The organism is Mesorhizobium sp. B2-4-15 (genome assembly GCF_006658505.1).
Lineage (GTDB): Bacteria > Pseudomonadota > Alphaproteobacteria > Rhizobiales > Rhizobiaceae > Mesorhizobium.
Genome location: NZ_VFUZ01000001.1, coordinates 395,544 through 410,504 on the forward strand (window position 1 = coordinate 395,544; position 14,961 = coordinate 410,504).

Genomic DNA, 14,961 nt, shown 5'->3' on the forward strand with positions numbered 1-14,961 from the left:
GCACGCCTTCGCGAATTCGATTGGCTCAGCGCCGCCTCAACAAGCTCTTCATCCGGTTGCGCAGCAGACGCGCCATGTTGCGGGTCTCGCGATAGAGGTGCAACTGTGAGGCCGCCTGGCGGGCGAGGCGGTCGGCGTCCGGCGTCAGCCCGATCACCAGTGTGCCGATCGGTTTGCGCTCGCTCCACAGCCTGCTCATCACCGGATGGTCCGGCACCGCGCAGGAATCGGTCATCATGATGTTGGGATCGTCGAGATGCCGCCTGGTCACCTCGATCATCAGCAGCGTGCCCGGCGAATAGGCGGCCAGAGTCTCTTCATAGGCCGTCTTCCAGGTATAGGCGATGCCGGACTCGACGAAGACGATCAGGCAGGCGATGGTGCGGCCGTCGAGCGTCAGCGAATGGATGCGGCACATGTCCTGTTCGGCAAGCCTGTGCACGGCCTCGCGGGCGAAGGCGGCGCGGTAGCGGTCGATCGCCATGGCGGTGCGCTCGCGGCCCTTCCAGCCGGCCGCCTCCAGCGTCAGGAAGCTTTCGATGGCGTGGCGGATCTCTTCGGGGCCGCGCGCCACGATGTGCTCCAGCCTGCCGAGATCGGCAAGGCGGCGCTTCAGGCGGCGGAACTCGCGATAATGGTGCGAGCGCAGCGAGGCCTTCAGATACGCGTCGCCGTCGGCTTGGCTCTCCAGCACGGGGCGTGGGGTCTGGCCGGTGGTGACCAGCATCAGGCCGCGCGTCTCGGCCACCGTGCCAAGCAGGCTCGCCACCGGACCGTCGAGCCAGATGTCGGGCAGGACGAAGACTTTCGGCAGCTTGAGGTGCGGGCGCGACAGCATCGAGAAGAAATCCTCGACGACGCCGACCGGATCGTCGCGGTCGATCAGCGGCGTGCCGAGCGGGCCGAACGGGCTCGACCAGGTGCGCATGACCGGGACGCCGAGCGGCACCACCGGCCGTTCCACCGAGAACGGCACCAGAAGGCGCAGCCGGTTGCGGTATTCGTCGCCGTCGCGGATCACCGCCAGGCGCACCTCGCGGTCCTCCAGCCGGGGCATGGCCGGCGCCAGGAAACGCGGGTTGAAGAAGACGTTCGGCTCGATCGTACGGGTGCAGAGGTAATCCAGTTCCTCTACGAGGTCGAAGCCCGCCGAGGCCGGGTAGATGGCCAGCTTGCGCTCGGGGCGGTTGTTGGCGAGGATCTCGATATGGGCCGGGTCGGGGTCGCGCGCCAGCCCGGCAAGGCCCGATACCATGGCGCCGGCGGGGCCGCCGCTGGTTTCCTCGAGCAACGGGATGGCGGCCATCAGGCGGCTCCTTCGGCTGGCACGAAGATCGCCATGGCGATGCCGAGCTTGCGCCACACCGTGAAGGACAACGCGCTGGCCTCGAAGATCATGGCAAAGGCGGTGGCCATGGCCGCGCCCCACAGGCCGAAAAGCGGGATCAGCACCACGTTGAGGCCGATGTTCAAGGCCAGCGTCATGGCATAGACGGCGGCGCAGATATTCTGGTTGCCGCTCATGGTGAGCAGGCTTTCGCAGGGGCCCACGGCGGCCCGCGCCACGACGCCGAAGACAAGCAGGAACAGCAGCGGATAGCCTGTCGTGAATTCGGGGCCGAACAGCACCAGCATGGGTTCGCCGAGCGCCAGCACCAGGAGCGCCATCAGGAGCGACGGCCAGAAGGTCCACGACACCGTCTCGCGGGCGAAGGCGGCAAGCTTTTCCGGCTCGCCGTGGGTGAACTGCGCATAGCGCTGCGCGACGCCGGCCTTGACGGCGAAATAGACGAAATGCACCAGCGCCAGCGTCTTGACGGTGGCGAAATAGACGGCGACGTCGTTGGGATCCATATAGGCGCCGACCATCAGCACGTCGGCATTGGTGAGCAGGAAGAAGAAACTTTCGACCAGGAAGATCGGCAGCGAGACGATGAACCATTGCGCGAAATGCACCTTCATCGGCCCGGTGGGGATCTGTCTTTCCATGCGCTGGGTGACGCCGATCAACTGACCAAGAGTGGTGACGTAGGTGGCGGCGATCGAGGCGAAGATCGCGGTTCTGGCATCGGCGGCGTAACCGGCGAAAAGCATCAGCGCCATGAACAGCAGGATCAGCACCGGCCGCACCAGATAGGTCGGCGACAGGGCAAACAGCGCCCAGCTGTTCGCCCTTGCCTGGCCTTGCAGCAGATCCGACAGCGCGATCATCGGCAGGCAGATGACGCCGAGGATGAACGGGATCACGTAATAGTTTTCGATCCAGGGCGCCGCCAGCCAGACGCCGAGCGCGCCGAGCCCAGCGATGACCGTCGAGGCGATCAGCACGAACAGCCGGCTGGCGACGACGATGCCGCGCAGCTCGTCCATCAGGCCGCGCTCGCGGTATTCGGGGATGAAGCGGATGACCGAGGTGTGGAAACCGAGGCAGGCGAGATTGCCGACGATGACCATCGTCACCCAGACAAGCACGAAGATGCCGTACTCGAACGAGCCCATCCAGCGGGCCATCAGCACCTGGCTGACGAAAGCGATGACGGCGCTGACGATACGGATCGAGAAGGCGATGACCGACATGCGGCCCGCCTCGCCGCGCTCGTCGGCGGTGAACAGGACGGCATCGATGCGGTCAAGCAGCGGCCCCACGCGCAGCGCCAAACGCTGCGGCAAGAACCGCCCGGCAGTCGTGGCCGCGGAAAAGCGCACCCCGATTAAACTCCGTTTTCCGCTTCTTTTTCGGGCTTTGGTGTAGCCAAAACACCTTAAGAAAACGTGGGCGGAGAACCTTCCTTCTCCCCGTCGCTATACGGGGAGAAGGTGCCAGCAGGCGGATGAGGGGCGGCGCGAGCCTACGGAGATTGCGCTGATGGGCCGGGTGAGGAGAATTAGATTAACTGTAGACGAATCGGCTTGCGCAGTCCGGCATGTCATCTCCCGGTTGGGGCATGCGATAATCGCGGGACTTCGCGCCGCCGCTGATCCGCCCTTCGGGCACCTTCTCCTCGTACAGGGACGGGGAGAAGGAAAGCGCTGCGCCGTTATGCGAAGGCGCCGTGGCAGTGCTTGTATTTCTTGCCGGAACCGCAGGGGCAGGCCTCGTTGCGGCCGACCTTGCCCCAGGTGGCGGGGTTCTTCGGGTCGCGGTCTTCCGGGGCGACAATGGCACTGTTCTCCTGGCGCACCAGAAGGGCGGTCTCACCGCCTTCGAAATCATTCTCGCCGGTGCTGCCGTCAATATGCGTGCCGAACATGTCGGGCGCTTCCGGAGGCGGGGCCTCAGCGGCCTGGCGGACCAGTTCGACGCGCATCAGCTGCGCGGTGACGGCCTGGCGCAGATTGCCGAGCATCGCCTGGAACAGCTCGAATGCCTCGCTCTTGTATTCCTGCAGCGGATCGCGCTGGGCGTAGCCGCGGAAGCCGACGACCGAGCGCAGGTGGTCGAGATTGACGATGTGCTCGCGCCACAGATGGTCGAGCGTCTGCAGCACCACCGAGCGCTCGACATAGTTCATCACCTCGGGCCCGAAACGCTCGGCGCGCTCCTTGGAAGCGGCTTCGGCGGCAGCGGAAATGCGCTCGCGGATGTCGTCCTCGGCGATGCCTTCTTCCTTGGCCCACTCGTCGACCGGCAGGTCGAGATTGAGGAATTCGGCGACCTCGGCCTTCAGGCCAGCGACGTCCCACTGCTCGGCATAGGCATTTTCCGGAATGGCTTTGGCGACGATCTCGTCGATGACGCCTTCACGCATCTCGGTAATGGTTTCCGACAGGCCTTCGCCGTCCATCAGCTCGATGCGCTGTTCGAACACCACCTTGCGCTGGTCGTTCGAGACGTCGTCATATTTCAAGAGGTTCTTGCGGATGTCGAAGTTGCGCGCCTCGACCTTCTTCTGCGCCTTTTCCAGCGCCTTGTTGATCCAGGGATGGATGATCGCCTCGTCTTCCTTAAGGCCGAGCTTCTGCAGCATGCCGTCCATGCGCTCGGAGCCGAAGATGCGCATCAGGTCATCCTGCAGCGACAGGAAGAATTTCGAGCGGCCAGGGTCGCCCTGGCGGCCGGAGCGGCCGCGCAACTGGTTGTCGATGCGGCGCGATTCATGGCGCTCGGTGGCGAGAACGTAGAGGCCGCCGGCGGCCAGCGCCTTTTCCTTCAGGCGCTCGACGTCGGCGTTGATTTCCCTTTCGCGTGCTTCGCGCTCGGGGCCCTCGGGCATGTCGCCCAGTTCCTCGGCGATGCGCATCTCGGCATTGCCGCCGAGCTTGATGTCGGTGCCGCGGCCGGCCATGTTGGTGGCGATGGTGATGGCGCCGGGCTTGCCGGCCTGGGCGACGATCGCCGCCTCGCGCTCGTGGTGGCGGGCGTTCAGCACCTCGAAATCCTTAAAACCTTCCTTGCGCAGGCGCTCGGCGAGCTGCTCCGACTTTTCGATCGAGGTCGTGCCGACCAGCGTCGGCTGGCCCTTGGCGCTGGCTTCGCGGATCTCCTTGACGATCGCCTTGTATTTCTCCTCGACCGTCCGGTAGACCTCGTCGTCCTCGTCCTTGCGGATGACCGGCAGGTTGGTCGGGATTTCGGTGACCTCGAGGCCGTAGATATTGCCGAATTCCTCGGCCTCGGTCAGCGCCGTGCCGGTCATGCCGGAAAGCTTCTTGTAAAGGCGGAAGTAGTTCTGGAAGGTGACGGAAGCGAGCGTCTGGTTCTCCGGCTGGATGGCCACGTGCTCCTTGGCTTCGAGTGCCTGGTGCAGGCCTTCGGAATAGCGGCGACCGGGCATCATGCGGCCGGTGAACTCGTCGATGATGACGATCTCGCCGTTGCGCACGATATAGTCCTTGTCACGCTGGAACAGCCGGTGCGCCTTCAGCGCATTGTTGACATGGTGGACGATGGCGACGTTCTCGACATCGTAGAGCGACTCGCCCTTCAGCAGGCCGGCATCGCGCAGCATGTTCTCCAGCTTCTCGGTGCCCTCCTCGGTGAAGATCGAAGTCTTCTGCTTCTCGTCGATCTCATAATCCTGCGGCTGCAGCTGGATAATGAAGGTATCGATGGTGTTGTACATTTCCGAACGATCCTCGAGCGGACCGGAAATGATCAGCGGCGTGCGCGCCTCGTCGACCAGGATGGAATCGACTTCGTCGACGATCGCGTAATTGTGGCCGCGCTGCACCATCTGCGCGCGCTCGTACTTCATGTTGTCGCGCAGGTAGTCGAAGCCGAGCTCGTTGTTGGTGGCGTAGGTGACGTCGGATGCGTAGGCGACGCGACGCTCCTCGTCGGACAGGCCGTGAACGATGACGCCGACCGAGAGGCCGAGGAACTTGTAGACGCGGCCCATCCATTCGGAGTCGCGCGTGGCTAGATAGTCGTTGACGGTGACGACATGGACGCCGTTGCCGGCAAGCGCGTTGAGATAGACCGGCAACGTCGCGACCAGGGTCTTGCCTTCGCCGGTGCGCATTTCAGCGATGCCGCCATTGTGCAGCACCATGCCGCCGATCAGCTGGACATCGAAGGGCCGCATGCCCAGCACTCGGCGCGCCGCCTCGCGGACGGTGGCGAAGGCCGGTACCAAAAGGTCGTCAAGGCTGGCGCCGTTGGCGATTTCCTGGCGGAATTTCTCCGTGCGGCCGGCAAGCTCGGCGTCGGAGAGCGCCCGCATCTCGTTTTCCATGGCGTTGATCGCCTCGACACGGGGCCGGGTCGATTTGACCCGACGGTCGTTGGAGGAACCGAAAACCTTACGGGCGAGACCGCCGAGACTGACCATCCAATGGTCCTTTCGATAGAATTCTCAATCTTGAGACGGGCGCCGGCCGGCCCCATCAAATCCGCGTGAACGCGCCGCCTGAATACGGGCAAACACAAAAAGCGCCCGGAAAACGGTTCTGGACGCCAAGTCGTTGGACAGATAAGAGGGGGCTCAACTGATGTCAACGCCGCGCTAGCCTTGGCGGTCGCGCCAAATTCCGCCGCAATCTGGCTGATCTGGAAGCCATCGTCCTCCTTACAATCCTTCACCGGAGTCATTCCAATGCCCTTGTTGTTCCGCCGTGCGTCGCTTGCCAGCCTTGGCCTGGCCTTCGGCCTGTCGGCTCTTTGCCTGTCGCCGCTGATGGCGCAGGAGACCGCTCCTGCTGCTCCGGCCGACGCGGCGGCACCCGCGGCGAAGCCGGTCGATCCGAATGCCGTCGTCGCCACGGTCAACGGCCAATCGCTCACTGAAGCCGATCTGGTGCTTGCCGAAGGCGAGCTGTCGCAACAATTCGCGCAGCTGCCGCCCGAACAGCGCCGCGCCGCCGCACTCTCCGCGGCCATCGAGATCCGCGTCATGGCCGCCAAGGCCGTCACCGATGGTCTCGACAAGGATCCAGACTTCCAGCGCCGCATGGCCTTCCTGCAGCAGCGCGCCCTGCATGGCGAGATGGTCGAGAAGGGGGTTGTCGACAAGGTCACCGACGCCGAGGTTCGCGCCCGCTACGACCAGGAGATCGCCAACACACCGCCGGTCAACGAGGTACATGCCCGTCACATCCTCGTGAAGACGAAGGAGGAGGCCGAGGCCATCATCAAGCAGCTCGACGGCGGCGCCGATTTCCAGAAGCTCGCCAACGAGCACACCAGCGATCCTTCAGGCAAGTCCAATGGCGGCGACCTCGGCTGGTTCGGACCCGGCCAGATGGTGCCGGAATTCGACAAGGCGGCCTTTGCGCTCGAGGTCGGCAAATACACCGAGCAGCCGGTGCAGTCGCAGTTCGGCTGGCATGTCATCAAGCTCGAGGACAAGCGCGCCAAGCAGCCGCCGGCTTTTGACGACGTCAAGGACCAGGCCAAGCAGGCGGTCATCCGCGACAAGTATTTCGCCCTGGTCAAGTCGCTGCGCGCCGGCGCCAAGGTCGAGATCCCCGACGCCAAGCTGAAGCAGGCCGTCGATACGCTGGAAAGCGGCAAGTAAACCTCAAGGACTATTTTTCGAAAGGGCGCGGCAGCGAAGGTTGCCGCGCCCTTTGTTTTTGGCCGGCCGCTATGCCTTTCAGGAGATAGCGGACCACCGTGCGGATCGTTGCCTCGGGCTCGTCGAGCCGGTTGGTCAGGAGATGCCGCCAGGCATAGGAAGCCAGCAGGTCGGCGACCACGGCCGGATCGATGTCGCCCGCGACCTCGCCTCTTGCCTTGGCGCGCTCGATGATCTGACCGGTGTGGGCTCGGCGCCCGCCGGCATAGCCGGCAAGGGCCGCGGCTGCGGCTTCATCCGACTGCGCCTCGGCGATCAGCGACCTGAACACGCTGCCCGACGATGTCTCGCGCCAGTGGAAGAACAGGTTCTGCAGGAAGCCGACGAGATCCTCTTCCAGATTTCCGGTATCGGGAACGTCGACGCGCTTCTGGCGCTGGTAGACCTCGAGCAGCAGCGCGGCCTTGCTTGGCCACCAGCGATAGATGGTCGGCTTGCCGGCGCGGGCGCGCCGCGCCACCGCCTCGATCGAGAAGCCGGCATAGCCGGTCTCGACAAGCAATGCCTCGGCGGCCTCCAGAATGGCATCCGCACTGTCGGGATTGCGCCGCGCACCGATCGATCTGCGCGCCGTATCCGCCTCCTCGGCCATTCCTGTCGCCCTCGCCTCAATTGCCGGCGATGATAAGTGATCCGGCGATGAAACGAAACGCCCCGTTTTTCAGCGTGAGAGCGCGTCCGTCATCTGCGATGTCTCCGACACGATGCGCCATCCCTTGTCGGTCCCGAACGCAGGCTGGATCCGGAGTGGGTTTCCCGCCCCGCAGGCGTGGCGAAAACGCCCTTGCGCCGGCGCGCCGTATCGGGCAAACCGGCCTTCCCCTTGCGATTTTCCCGCCCGAGGTTGCCATGTCCACCACGATTTCACCGCTCGCGCCGAAGAAATACCCCAAGATGCCTGTCGTCGAAGGGGTGCGCATCGCCACCGCCGAGGCGGGGATAAAATACAAGAACCGCACCGACCTGCTGGCGATGGTCTTCGACGCCGGGACCGCGGTCGCCGGCGTGTTCACGAAGTCGAAATGCCCCTCGGCGCCGGTCGATTTCTGCCGGCAGAACCTTGGCGCTGGGAAGGCCCGGGTGCTGGTCGTCAATTCCGGCAATGCCAACGCCTTCACAGGCAAGAAGGGCCGCGAATCCACCGCGCTGACCGGCGAGGCGGCGGCCAAGGCGGCCGGCTGCACGGCGGGCGAGGTTTTCCTGGCCTCGACCGGTGTCATCGGCGAGCCGCTCGACACAACCAAGTTCAGCCATCTGCTCGCCGGGCTGGTCAGCGACGGCAAGCCGGACCTGTGGACCGAGGCGGCGAAGGCCATCATGACCACGGATACCTATCCGAAGGTGGCGACGCAGACCGTCAAGCTCGGCGACACGGACGTCACCATCAACGGCATTTCCAAGGGCGCCGGCATGATCGCGCCTGACATGGCGACGATGCTCTCCTTCATCGCCACCGACGCGCCGATCGCCGCACCGGTGCTGCAGGATCTGCTGTCGCGCGGCACGGCCAAGACGTTCAACGCAGTCACAGTCGACAGCGACACGTCGACCAGCGACACGCTGCTGCTCTTTGCCACCGGCAAGGCCGCGAAGCGCGGCGCACCTGAGATCACCGACCCTAGGGATGCCCGGCTCGGCGCGTTTCGTCGGGCGCTCGGCAAGGTGCTGAAGTCGCTGGCGCTGCAGGTGGTGCGCGACGGCGAGGGCGCGCGCAAGCAGGTCGAAGTCACCGTGACCGGCGCGAAATCGGCCCGCTCGGCCAAGCGCATCGCGCTGTCGATTGCCAATTCGCCGCTGGTCAAGACGGCCGTCGCCGGCGAGGATGCCAATTGGGGCCGCGTCGTCATGGCCGTCGGCAAGGCCGGCGAGCCCGCCGACCGCGACCGGTTGTCGATCTGGTTCGGCGACAACAGGCTGGCCCATGAGGGCGAGCGCGACCCGGCCTATTCGGAAGAAAAGACCTCGGCCTACATGAAGCGCGACGATATCCGCATCCGCGCCGATATCGGCATCGGCCGCGGCAAGGCGACTGTGTGGACTTGCGATCTCACCAAGGAATATGTCGCCATCAACGGCGACTACCGGAGCTGATCGCCTTGGTCTCGCGCCATCCGGCAAGCATGCTCGCAACCGTGCGCCGCTACGAAGCGGCCGGCTTTCGCGCGTGGCCGGCGGCCGCCGTCCACTATGACGGCACCTGGGTGGTGCGGTTGACCGCCGGCCACCCGGCCAAGCGGCTGAATTCGGTCAATCCGCTCGATCCGGGCGACACCCAGCACATCGCCGATCGCATCGGCCGGGCCAGCCGCCGATTCGACGCCTATGGCCGGCCGCTGACGTTCCGCATGTCGCCGCTGTCGGGTCCCGATCTGGCCAGCCATCTCGACAAGGAGGGCTGGAGCCGGTTCGACGAATCGCTGGTCATGCGGCTGCCGCTGGCCGACGCGCAGCTCGATGCGGCCATGGACCAGATTCCGCTCAAGGACATCAGCCGCTTCATCGGCGCGTCGCTCAAGGTCAGCGGCTCCGACGTTTCGCTGCGGCCTGGCCTGTCGGAGATCATCGGCGCCATCCAGCCGGAGGCCGGGCTGTTCGCCCTAGAGGATGAAGCGGAGCCGCTGGCGACGCTGATCTGTGTGCATGATGGCGATCTCGCCGGACTGTTCGAGGTCGCCACCGACAAGTCGGCGCGCAACAAGGGGCACGGCCGCAACCTGATCCTGTCGGCGCTGAAATGGGCGAGGCTGCGCGGCGCGCGGGAAGCCTGGCTGCAGGTCGAGGCGGGCAATGCGCCGGCGCTGGCGCTCTACCGCTCGCTCGGTTTCGACGAAGTCTATCGCTATCACTACCGCCGGCCGCCCGGGCATGAATGATCTGATCGATCCCGGCAAGCGCCTGCTCCTGGTCGCCGCCTGCGCGCTGGTCGACGCCGATGGCCGTGTGCTCCTGGCGCAGCGACCTGAAGGCAAGCAACTCGCCGGCCTGTGGGAATTTCCTGGCGGCAAGGTCGAGCCCGGCGAGACGCCGGAACAATGCATCATCCGCGAGCTGCATGAGGAGATCGGCATCGAGACCGAGATCCCGTGTCTGGCGCCGCTCACCTTCGCCAGCCATTCCTATGACGACTTCCATCTCCTGATGCCGCTGTTTGTCTGCCGCCGCTTCCGCGGCATCGCCCAGCCCAGGGAAGGGCAGGGGCTGAAATGGGTGCGGCCAAAGCAGATGCGCGACTACCCGATGCCGCCAGCCGACGCGCCGCTGATTCCGTTTCTCATCGATCTCCTCTGAGGACCGGTGAGCTGATCGGGACCATGGTCCATGTCAGCCAGCGTTAATGGAAGATTTATCTCATCATGAAAAATTGATGCAGGCCGTATTTGTCGCGGTCGCCGCCGAATCGCAGGGAGCGATAGCATGAGCCTGGACAGGGATTGGGATTCGATCCGGCCCGACCGCGGCTTCCGTGCCGCCGATGCCGGGATGGGCATCTTGCGCGTCACGTTGCTGTTCGGATCGGCCGCGGTGGCGCTGGCGCTGATCGCGACGCCTTTCCTCGACAGTCAGACGCGCTCGCAGTCGGCTCGCGACGGTTTTCCCGGTCTCGACATGACGGCGACCGGTTCGATCAGCCATCGCAGCACCTATACGGTGCGCCGCAGCGTGCTGCAGCCGGAGCCCGGTTCGGTCTGCATCATCGGGTCGGATGGCAGGACCAGCGGCGACTGCTGAGATGGTTAAGACATTTTCGCGGGAGCGGCTGTTTCACCGCCTGTTAAGCCTTTGCCATTAACCTTTCTTAACAGATCGGCGCTAAGGTCCCGGCAACGGGGATCGAGGCCATGAAAACAGTGCTGCTGCGTTTTCTGAAGGACGACACCGGCGCCACCGCCGTCGAATACGCGCTGATTGTCACCGTGCTGTCCCTGACCATCATCGGCGGCATCGGCCAGGTCTTCAACTCCATTACCTGGCTGTTCAGCGACAACTCCAGCCGGCTTGCGAACGCCTTCGCGCCTTGATCCTGGCTGTCAGCGTGGCGGGCAGGTCAATGCCCTTCGGGTTCCTCCAGTACGGTCTTCAGCGAGACCTTGGCTGAACCAGGCTTCAGCGGTTTTTGCTGTGACGCATCGGGCGCCCAGCCGGACATCCAGACCATCGAGAAACTTGCCCGGATCCGACCGTCGGGGTCGGAAAAACGCTCGGCGTAGATTTCCGCGGCGCGGGCAAACAGCTTGCGAACCCCCGGTCGTCGGCTGCGATCGGCCAGTGCGCTGGTTTCGCCCATGGCGCGCAGATCGGCCATCAGGGCAAACAGGTTGGCATAGCGCACCGTCACCGTCTCGACGTCGGCGACCGGCAGTGCCAGACCGGCGCGCTGCAGCAGCGCACCGGCGTCGCGCACATCGGTGAACGGGATGACGCGCGGGCTGGCACCGCCGTAAAGCTCGGTCTCGGCCGCAAGCAGGCTTTCGCGCAGCTCGCCGAGCGTACCTGCACCGGCAAAGGCACCGAGGAAAAGCCCATCCGGCCGCAGCGCGCGGCGGATCTGGATCAGCATGCCGGGGATGTCGTTCATCGCCTGCAAGGACAGAAGCGACACGGCCAGATCGAGACTTTGCGGTTCGAACGGCACGGTCTCCAGGGGTGCGACCAAGCCGGCACTGCCGATCAGGAAGGCGGCGTCTGTCTCGACGCGGACGACGTCCTCAACCTTGCCGCTCGCAGCCAGAACGTCGGCTGCCGCCGGCGTCTGGCAAAACAGCACCGCCGCCTTGCCGAACCGGCGCTCGACGGCACCCAACCGGTCGGCAAGGTCCTCGGCGGCGCGGTTCATCAGGAAATCGGCGCCGTCGACAGGATGAGCAAGCGCGCGCCGCTTGTGCGCCAGCCATAGTGAGGTATCCATTATAGGCTGCAAGGGGGCGGATCCTTGTTTGTCCCTGCCCTGGGGGCACTGATATAGTTGGTATGATGGCAGAGAACCACGTGGCCGATCCGATGTCCAAGATCAAGTCCATCGACATCAGGAGCCTGGCCCGATCGGCTCTCGGCTGGCCGTCGGGCATTCTGTTTCCGCCCGTCTGCGCCGGCTGCCGCCGGCATGTCTCGCAGCCCGGCGTACTGTGCGGCGCCTGCTGGCCGAAACTCAGGCTGCTGGAACGACCCTGGTGCCCGGTGATGGGCACACCATTCATCCACCATATGGGCGAGGGCTTTCTGTCGGCCGAGGCGATCGCCGATCCACCGCCCTTCGAGCGAGCACGGGCGGCCGTCGCCTATTCCGGCGTGGCTCGCCAGATGGTGCAAGGGCTGAAATACCAGGACCGCACCGATCTCGCGCCTTGGATGGCGCGCTGGATGGTGCGCGCGGGCGCCGATCTCATTGCCGAGGCCGATGTGGTGGTGCCGGTGCCGCTACACTGGCGGCGCTTTTTCAGGCGGCGCTTCAACCAGTCGGCGGAATTGGCGCGCGCGGTTTGCGAACTCAGCGGGCTGTCCTTCGCGCCCTCCGCCATGCGGCGCGTGAAACTCACCCGCCAGCAGGTCGGGCTGGAGCGACAGGAACGCGAGGAGAATGTGCGGGCCGCGTTTCGTGTGCCGGCGGAAGCGGAAATCGAGATTGCCGGCCGCAGGGTGCTTCTGGTCGACGATGTCTACACCACGGGCGCCACCCTGCGTGCCGCCACCAAGGCGCTGAAAAGAGGAGGTGCGGTCGCCGTCGACGTGCTGACATTTGCCCGCGTGTTGCCGGGGGACTTCCGGGCGGACGAGTCCGTGACTATATAAGTCGGCAACAGAGAACGGAAACGTCATGGCCGATGTCACCATCTACACCCGCATGATGTGCGGCTATTGCACGGCGGCCAAGCGGCTGCTGGAGCGCAAGGGCGTCGCCTATACCGAGCATGACGCCTCGTTTTCGCCGGAACTGCGCCAGGAGATGATTTCGCGCGCTCATGGGCGTACGACCTTTCCGCAGATTTTCATCGGCGACAGGCATGTCGGCGGCTGCGACGACCTCCATGATCTGGAGGCCGAAGGCCGGCTGGACAAACTGCTCGCCAACGGCACGACGATTTGAGGGTATGATCATGGATGTTTTCAAGGCCGCGGCGATCCAGATGCGCTCAGGCGAAAGTCCAGAGCGCAACGCGGTCGATCTCGAACGGTTGGTGCGTGAAGCGGCGGCGCAAAATGCCACCTACATCCAGACGCCTGAAATGACAGGGGCGCTGATCCGCGACAAGGAAGCGCGTGCCGCCTCCTTTACCTCCGAGGACAAAGACATCGTCGTCGCGACCGCGCGCGGACTGGCGCGCGAACTCGGCGTCTACCTGCATATCGGCTCGACCGCCATCCTGCGCGCCGACGGCAAGCTCGCCAACCGGGCGCTGTTGTTTGGCCCGGACGGCACCACGCTTGCCACCTATGACAAGATCCACATGTTCGACGTCGATCTCGACAATGGCGAGAGCTGGCGCGAATCCGCCTCCTATGAACCAGGCACCGAGGCCGTTGTGACCGAGATCGCGGGCGCGAAATTGGGTTTCGCGGTTTGCTACGATCTGCGGTTCCCGCAGCTGTTCCGTGCCGAGGCGATGGCGGGCGCCGACCTTTTGACCGTGCCCGCGGCCTTTACCCGTCAGACGGGCGAGGCACACTGGCACGTGCTGCTGAGGGCCCGCGCCATCGAGAACGGCGCCTTTGTCGTCGCCGCCGCGCAAGGCGGCCTGCACGAGGACGGCCGCGAGACTTATGGCCATTCGCTGATCGTCGATCCGTGGGGACGCATCCTGGCGGAAGCCGCGCATGACGAGCCCGATGTGATCGTCGCCGAGATCGACCCGGCGCAGTCGCTCGCGGCGCGCAAGAAGATCCCGAACCTCAGAAATGCGCGGGATTTCACCATCAATGCTGGCGCGGTGGAGGCGCCGCGTCTCAGGGGTGCCGCCTTTTGATCCGCTTTTCCCTCATCTGCGAAAACGAGCACGAGTTCGAGGGCTGGTTTCGCAGCAATGACGATTTCGACACCCAGAAGAAGCGCGGCTTTGTCGATTGCCCCAACTGCGGCTCCCATAAGGTGCAGAAGGCCCTGATGGCGCCCGCCGTCTCGACCGCCCGCAAGCAGGAAACCATTGCGCTGGCCATGGGCGAGGCGCAGAAGCAAGCCATGGCGCGACTGAAGGCGATGGCCGAGAAGGTGCGCGAGAATGCCGACTATGTCGGCGACAAGTTCGCCGAGGAAGCGCGAAAAATCCACTTCGGCGAGACCGACCCGCGCGGCATCTATGGTGAAGCGACGCTGGAAGAGGCCAAGAGCCTGGCCGAGGACGGCGTCGATTTCATGCCGATCCCGGTGTTTCCGGACGACCGCAACTGAACGATCAGCTCACGTTGCCGATCAGCTTCTCGAGCAGGCTCGAAAGCGTCTCATGCTCGGCCTTCGTCAGGCCCGAAAGAATCTCGTGTTCATTGGCGACATGGGCGGTGACAGCCTCGTCGATCAGCGCGAGACCTTTTTCCGTCAATTGCACAACAACCCCGCGCCGGTCGCTGGGGTGCGGCGCGCGCAGGATCAGTCCGGCCTTCTCCAGCCGGTCGAGCCGGGCGGTCATGGCGCCGGAGGTCACCATCGTCGCCTCATAGAGCTCGGTCGGTGTCAGCGCGTAAGGCTGGCCGGAACGGCGCAGCGTCGCGAGCACGTCAAATTCCCCCGATTGGAGTCCGAAGCGGGCAAAAACCGGCGCGAGGCGGTCACGCGCGATCAGCGAGGACGCCTCGTTCAGCCGGCCGATCACGCCCATCGGCGACACGTCGAGATCCGGCCGTTCCCGCCGCCACTGTTCGATGGCCTTTGCTGCTCTATCCATATATCTCACCATCAAATATCTTGACGCTAAGAATCTTTGCATTATCTTATCGCAAGATATCCCGGCGGCCAAGC

At 64.7% G+C, this 14,961-nt stretch carries 16 protein-coding genes; 10 read left to right on the plus strand and 6 right to left on the minus strand.

Features of this window, described 5'->3' with window-relative positions; all coding sequences use genetic code 11:
- Positions 1-25: 25 nt before the first annotated feature.
- The 3 genes from FJ930_RS02065 to secA form a co-directional block, all read right to left on the minus strand.
- Positions 26-1,306, minus strand: a complete 1,281-nt coding sequence (locus FJ930_RS02065; RefSeq protein WP_141834213.1) for a GNAT family N-acetyltransferase — start codon at positions 1,304-1,306, stop codon at positions 26-28.
- Positions 1,306-2,706 (minus strand): lipopolysaccharide biosynthesis protein, encoded by a 1,401-nt coding sequence (locus tag FJ930_RS02070; RefSeq protein WP_141834216.1) that lies wholly within the window; start codon positions 2,704-2,706, stop codon positions 1,306-1,308. The genes FJ930_RS02065 and FJ930_RS02070 overlap by 1 nt, the downstream gene beginning before the upstream one ends.
- A gap of 332 nt (positions 2,707-3,038) precedes the next feature.
- Positions 3,039-5,771, minus strand: coding sequence for a preprotein translocase subunit SecA (gene secA, locus FJ930_RS02075; protein WP_141834219.1), 2,733 nt, complete (start codon positions 5,769-5,771; stop codon positions 3,039-3,041).
- A 264-nt stretch (positions 5,772-6,035) separates the two neighbouring features.
- On the opposite strand from secA, the gene FJ930_RS02080 reads away from it, so the two are divergent.
- Positions 6,036-6,956: a peptidylprolyl isomerase gene (locus FJ930_RS02080; protein ID WP_140691790.1), complete on the plus strand. Its 921-nt coding sequence runs from the start codon at positions 6,036-6,038 to the stop codon at positions 6,954-6,956.
- Positions 6,957-6,966: 10 nt separating this feature from the next.
- Here the strand turns inward: FJ930_RS02080 and FJ930_RS02085 are convergent, their stop codons facing one another.
- Positions 6,967-7,608, minus strand: coding sequence for a TetR/AcrR family transcriptional regulator (locus FJ930_RS02085; protein WP_141834222.1), 642 nt, complete (start codon positions 7,606-7,608; stop codon positions 6,967-6,969).
- A 257-nt stretch (positions 7,609-7,865) separates the two neighbouring features.
- Between FJ930_RS02085 and argJ the strand changes: the two genes are divergently transcribed.
- The 5 genes from argJ to FJ930_RS02110 all read left to right on the plus strand — a co-directional run bounded on the left by argJ (position 7,866) and on the right by FJ930_RS02110 (position 11,035).
- The gene (gene argJ / locus FJ930_RS02090; protein WP_141834225.1) at positions 7,866-9,107 is read left to right on the plus strand and encodes a bifunctional glutamate N-acetyltransferase/amino-acid acetyltransferase ArgJ; all 1,242 of its coding nucleotides are present in this window, start codon (positions 7,866-7,868) and stop codon (positions 9,105-9,107) included.
- Positions 9,108-9,136: 29 nt separating this feature from the next.
- The gene (locus tag FJ930_RS02095) at positions 9,137-9,889 is read left to right on the plus strand and encodes a GNAT family N-acetyltransferase (RefSeq protein WP_141834228.1); all 753 of its coding nucleotides are present in this window, start codon (positions 9,137-9,139) and stop codon (positions 9,887-9,889) included.
- Complete coding sequence (locus FJ930_RS02100; RefSeq protein WP_141834231.1) at positions 9,882-10,304, plus strand: (deoxy)nucleoside triphosphate pyrophosphohydrolase; 423 nt, start codon at positions 9,882-9,884, stop codon at positions 10,302-10,304. Before FJ930_RS02095 ends, FJ930_RS02100 begins: the two co-directional genes overlap by 8 nt.
- A 126-nt stretch (positions 10,305-10,430) precedes the next feature.
- Positions 10,431-10,745, plus strand: coding sequence for a hypothetical protein (locus FJ930_RS02105; protein ID WP_140742723.1), 315 nt, complete (start codon positions 10,431-10,433; stop codon positions 10,743-10,745).
- Between the two features lie 110 nt (positions 10,746-10,855).
- Complete coding sequence (locus tag FJ930_RS02110) at positions 10,856-11,035, plus strand: Flp family type IVb pilin (RefSeq protein WP_140742721.1); 180 nt, start codon at positions 10,856-10,858, stop codon at positions 11,033-11,035.
- A 26-nt stretch (positions 11,036-11,061) separates the two neighbouring features.
- On the opposite strand, the gene FJ930_RS02115 is transcribed toward FJ930_RS02110, so the two are convergent.
- The gene (locus tag FJ930_RS02115; RefSeq protein WP_141834234.1) at positions 11,062-11,934 is read right to left on the minus strand and encodes a methyltransferase domain-containing protein; all 873 of its coding nucleotides are present in this window, start codon (positions 11,932-11,934) and stop codon (positions 11,062-11,064) included.
- 68 nt (positions 11,935-12,002) lie between these two features.
- On the opposite strand from FJ930_RS02115, the gene FJ930_RS02120 reads away from it, so the two are divergent.
- The 4 genes from FJ930_RS02120 to FJ930_RS02135 are packed head-to-tail and all read left to right on the plus strand — an operon-like array spanning position 12,003 to position 14,397.
- Entirely contained in the window at positions 12,003-12,803 is an 801-nt protein-coding gene (locus tag FJ930_RS02120; RefSeq protein WP_141834237.1) for a ComF family protein, read from the plus strand.
- Positions 12,804-12,828: 25 nt separating this feature from the next.
- Positions 12,829-13,098: a glutaredoxin 3 gene (gene grxC / locus FJ930_RS02125; RefSeq protein WP_140691806.1), complete on the plus strand. Its 270-nt coding sequence runs from the start codon at positions 12,829-12,831 to the stop codon at positions 13,096-13,098.
- A 10-nt stretch (positions 13,099-13,108) separates the two neighbouring features.
- Positions 13,109-13,975: a carbon-nitrogen hydrolase family protein gene (locus tag FJ930_RS02130; RefSeq protein ID WP_141834240.1), complete on the plus strand. Its 867-nt coding sequence runs from the start codon at positions 13,109-13,111 to the stop codon at positions 13,973-13,975.
- Entirely contained in the window at positions 13,972-14,397 is a 426-nt protein-coding gene (locus FJ930_RS02135; RefSeq protein ID WP_141834243.1) for a DUF1178 family protein, read from the plus strand. The genes FJ930_RS02130 and FJ930_RS02135 overlap by 4 nt, the downstream gene beginning before the upstream one ends.
- 4 nt (positions 14,398-14,401) lie before the next feature.
- On the opposite strand, the gene FJ930_RS02140 is transcribed toward FJ930_RS02135, so the two are convergent.
- Positions 14,402-14,887 (minus strand): MarR family transcriptional regulator, encoded by a 486-nt coding sequence (locus tag FJ930_RS02140; RefSeq protein ID WP_140742709.1) that lies wholly within the window; start codon positions 14,885-14,887, stop codon positions 14,402-14,404.
- Positions 14,888-14,961: the final 74 nt, after the last annotated feature.

Excerpts from the sequence above, each read along its gene's own strand:
- FJ930_RS02065 (WP_141834213.1), bottom strand. The coding sequence starts at position 1,306 with ATGGCCGCCATCCCGTTGCTCGAGGAAACCAGCGGCGGCCCCGCCGGC.
- secA (WP_141834219.1), bottom strand. The coding sequence starts at position 5,771 with ATGGTCAGTCTCGGCGGTCTCGCCCGTAAGGTTTTCGGTTCCTCCAAC.
- FJ930_RS02080 (WP_140691790.1), top strand. The coding sequence starts at position 6,036 with ATGCCCTTGTTGTTCCGCCGTGCGTCGCTTGCCAGCCTTGGCCTGGCC.
- FJ930_RS02085 (WP_141834222.1), bottom strand. The coding sequence starts at position 7,608 with ATGGCCGAGGAGGCGGATACGGCGCGCAGATCGATCGGTGCGCGGCGC.
- argJ (WP_141834225.1), top strand. The coding sequence starts at position 7,866 with ATGTCCACCACGATTTCACCGCTCGCGCCGAAGAAATACCCCAAGATG.
- FJ930_RS02095 (WP_141834228.1), top strand. The coding sequence starts at position 9,137 with ATGCTCGCAACCGTGCGCCGCTACGAAGCGGCCGGCTTTCGCGCGTGG.
- FJ930_RS02100 (WP_141834231.1), top strand. The coding sequence starts at position 9,882 with ATGAATGATCTGATCGATCCCGGCAAGCGCCTGCTCCTGGTCGCCGCC.
- FJ930_RS02105 (WP_140742723.1), top strand. The coding sequence starts at position 10,431 with ATGAGCCTGGACAGGGATTGGGATTCGATCCGGCCCGACCGCGGCTTC.
- FJ930_RS02110 (WP_140742721.1), top strand. The coding sequence starts at position 10,856 with ATGAAAACAGTGCTGCTGCGTTTTCTGAAGGACGACACCGGCGCCACC.
- grxC (WP_140691806.1), top strand. The coding sequence starts at position 12,829 with ATGGCCGATGTCACCATCTACACCCGCATGATGTGCGGCTATTGCACG.
- FJ930_RS02130 (WP_141834240.1), top strand. The coding sequence starts at position 13,109 with ATGGATGTTTTCAAGGCCGCGGCGATCCAGATGCGCTCAGGCGAAAGT.
- FJ930_RS02140 (WP_140742709.1), bottom strand. The coding sequence starts at position 14,887 with ATGGATAGAGCAGCAAAGGCCATCGAACAGTGGCGGCGGGAACGGCCG.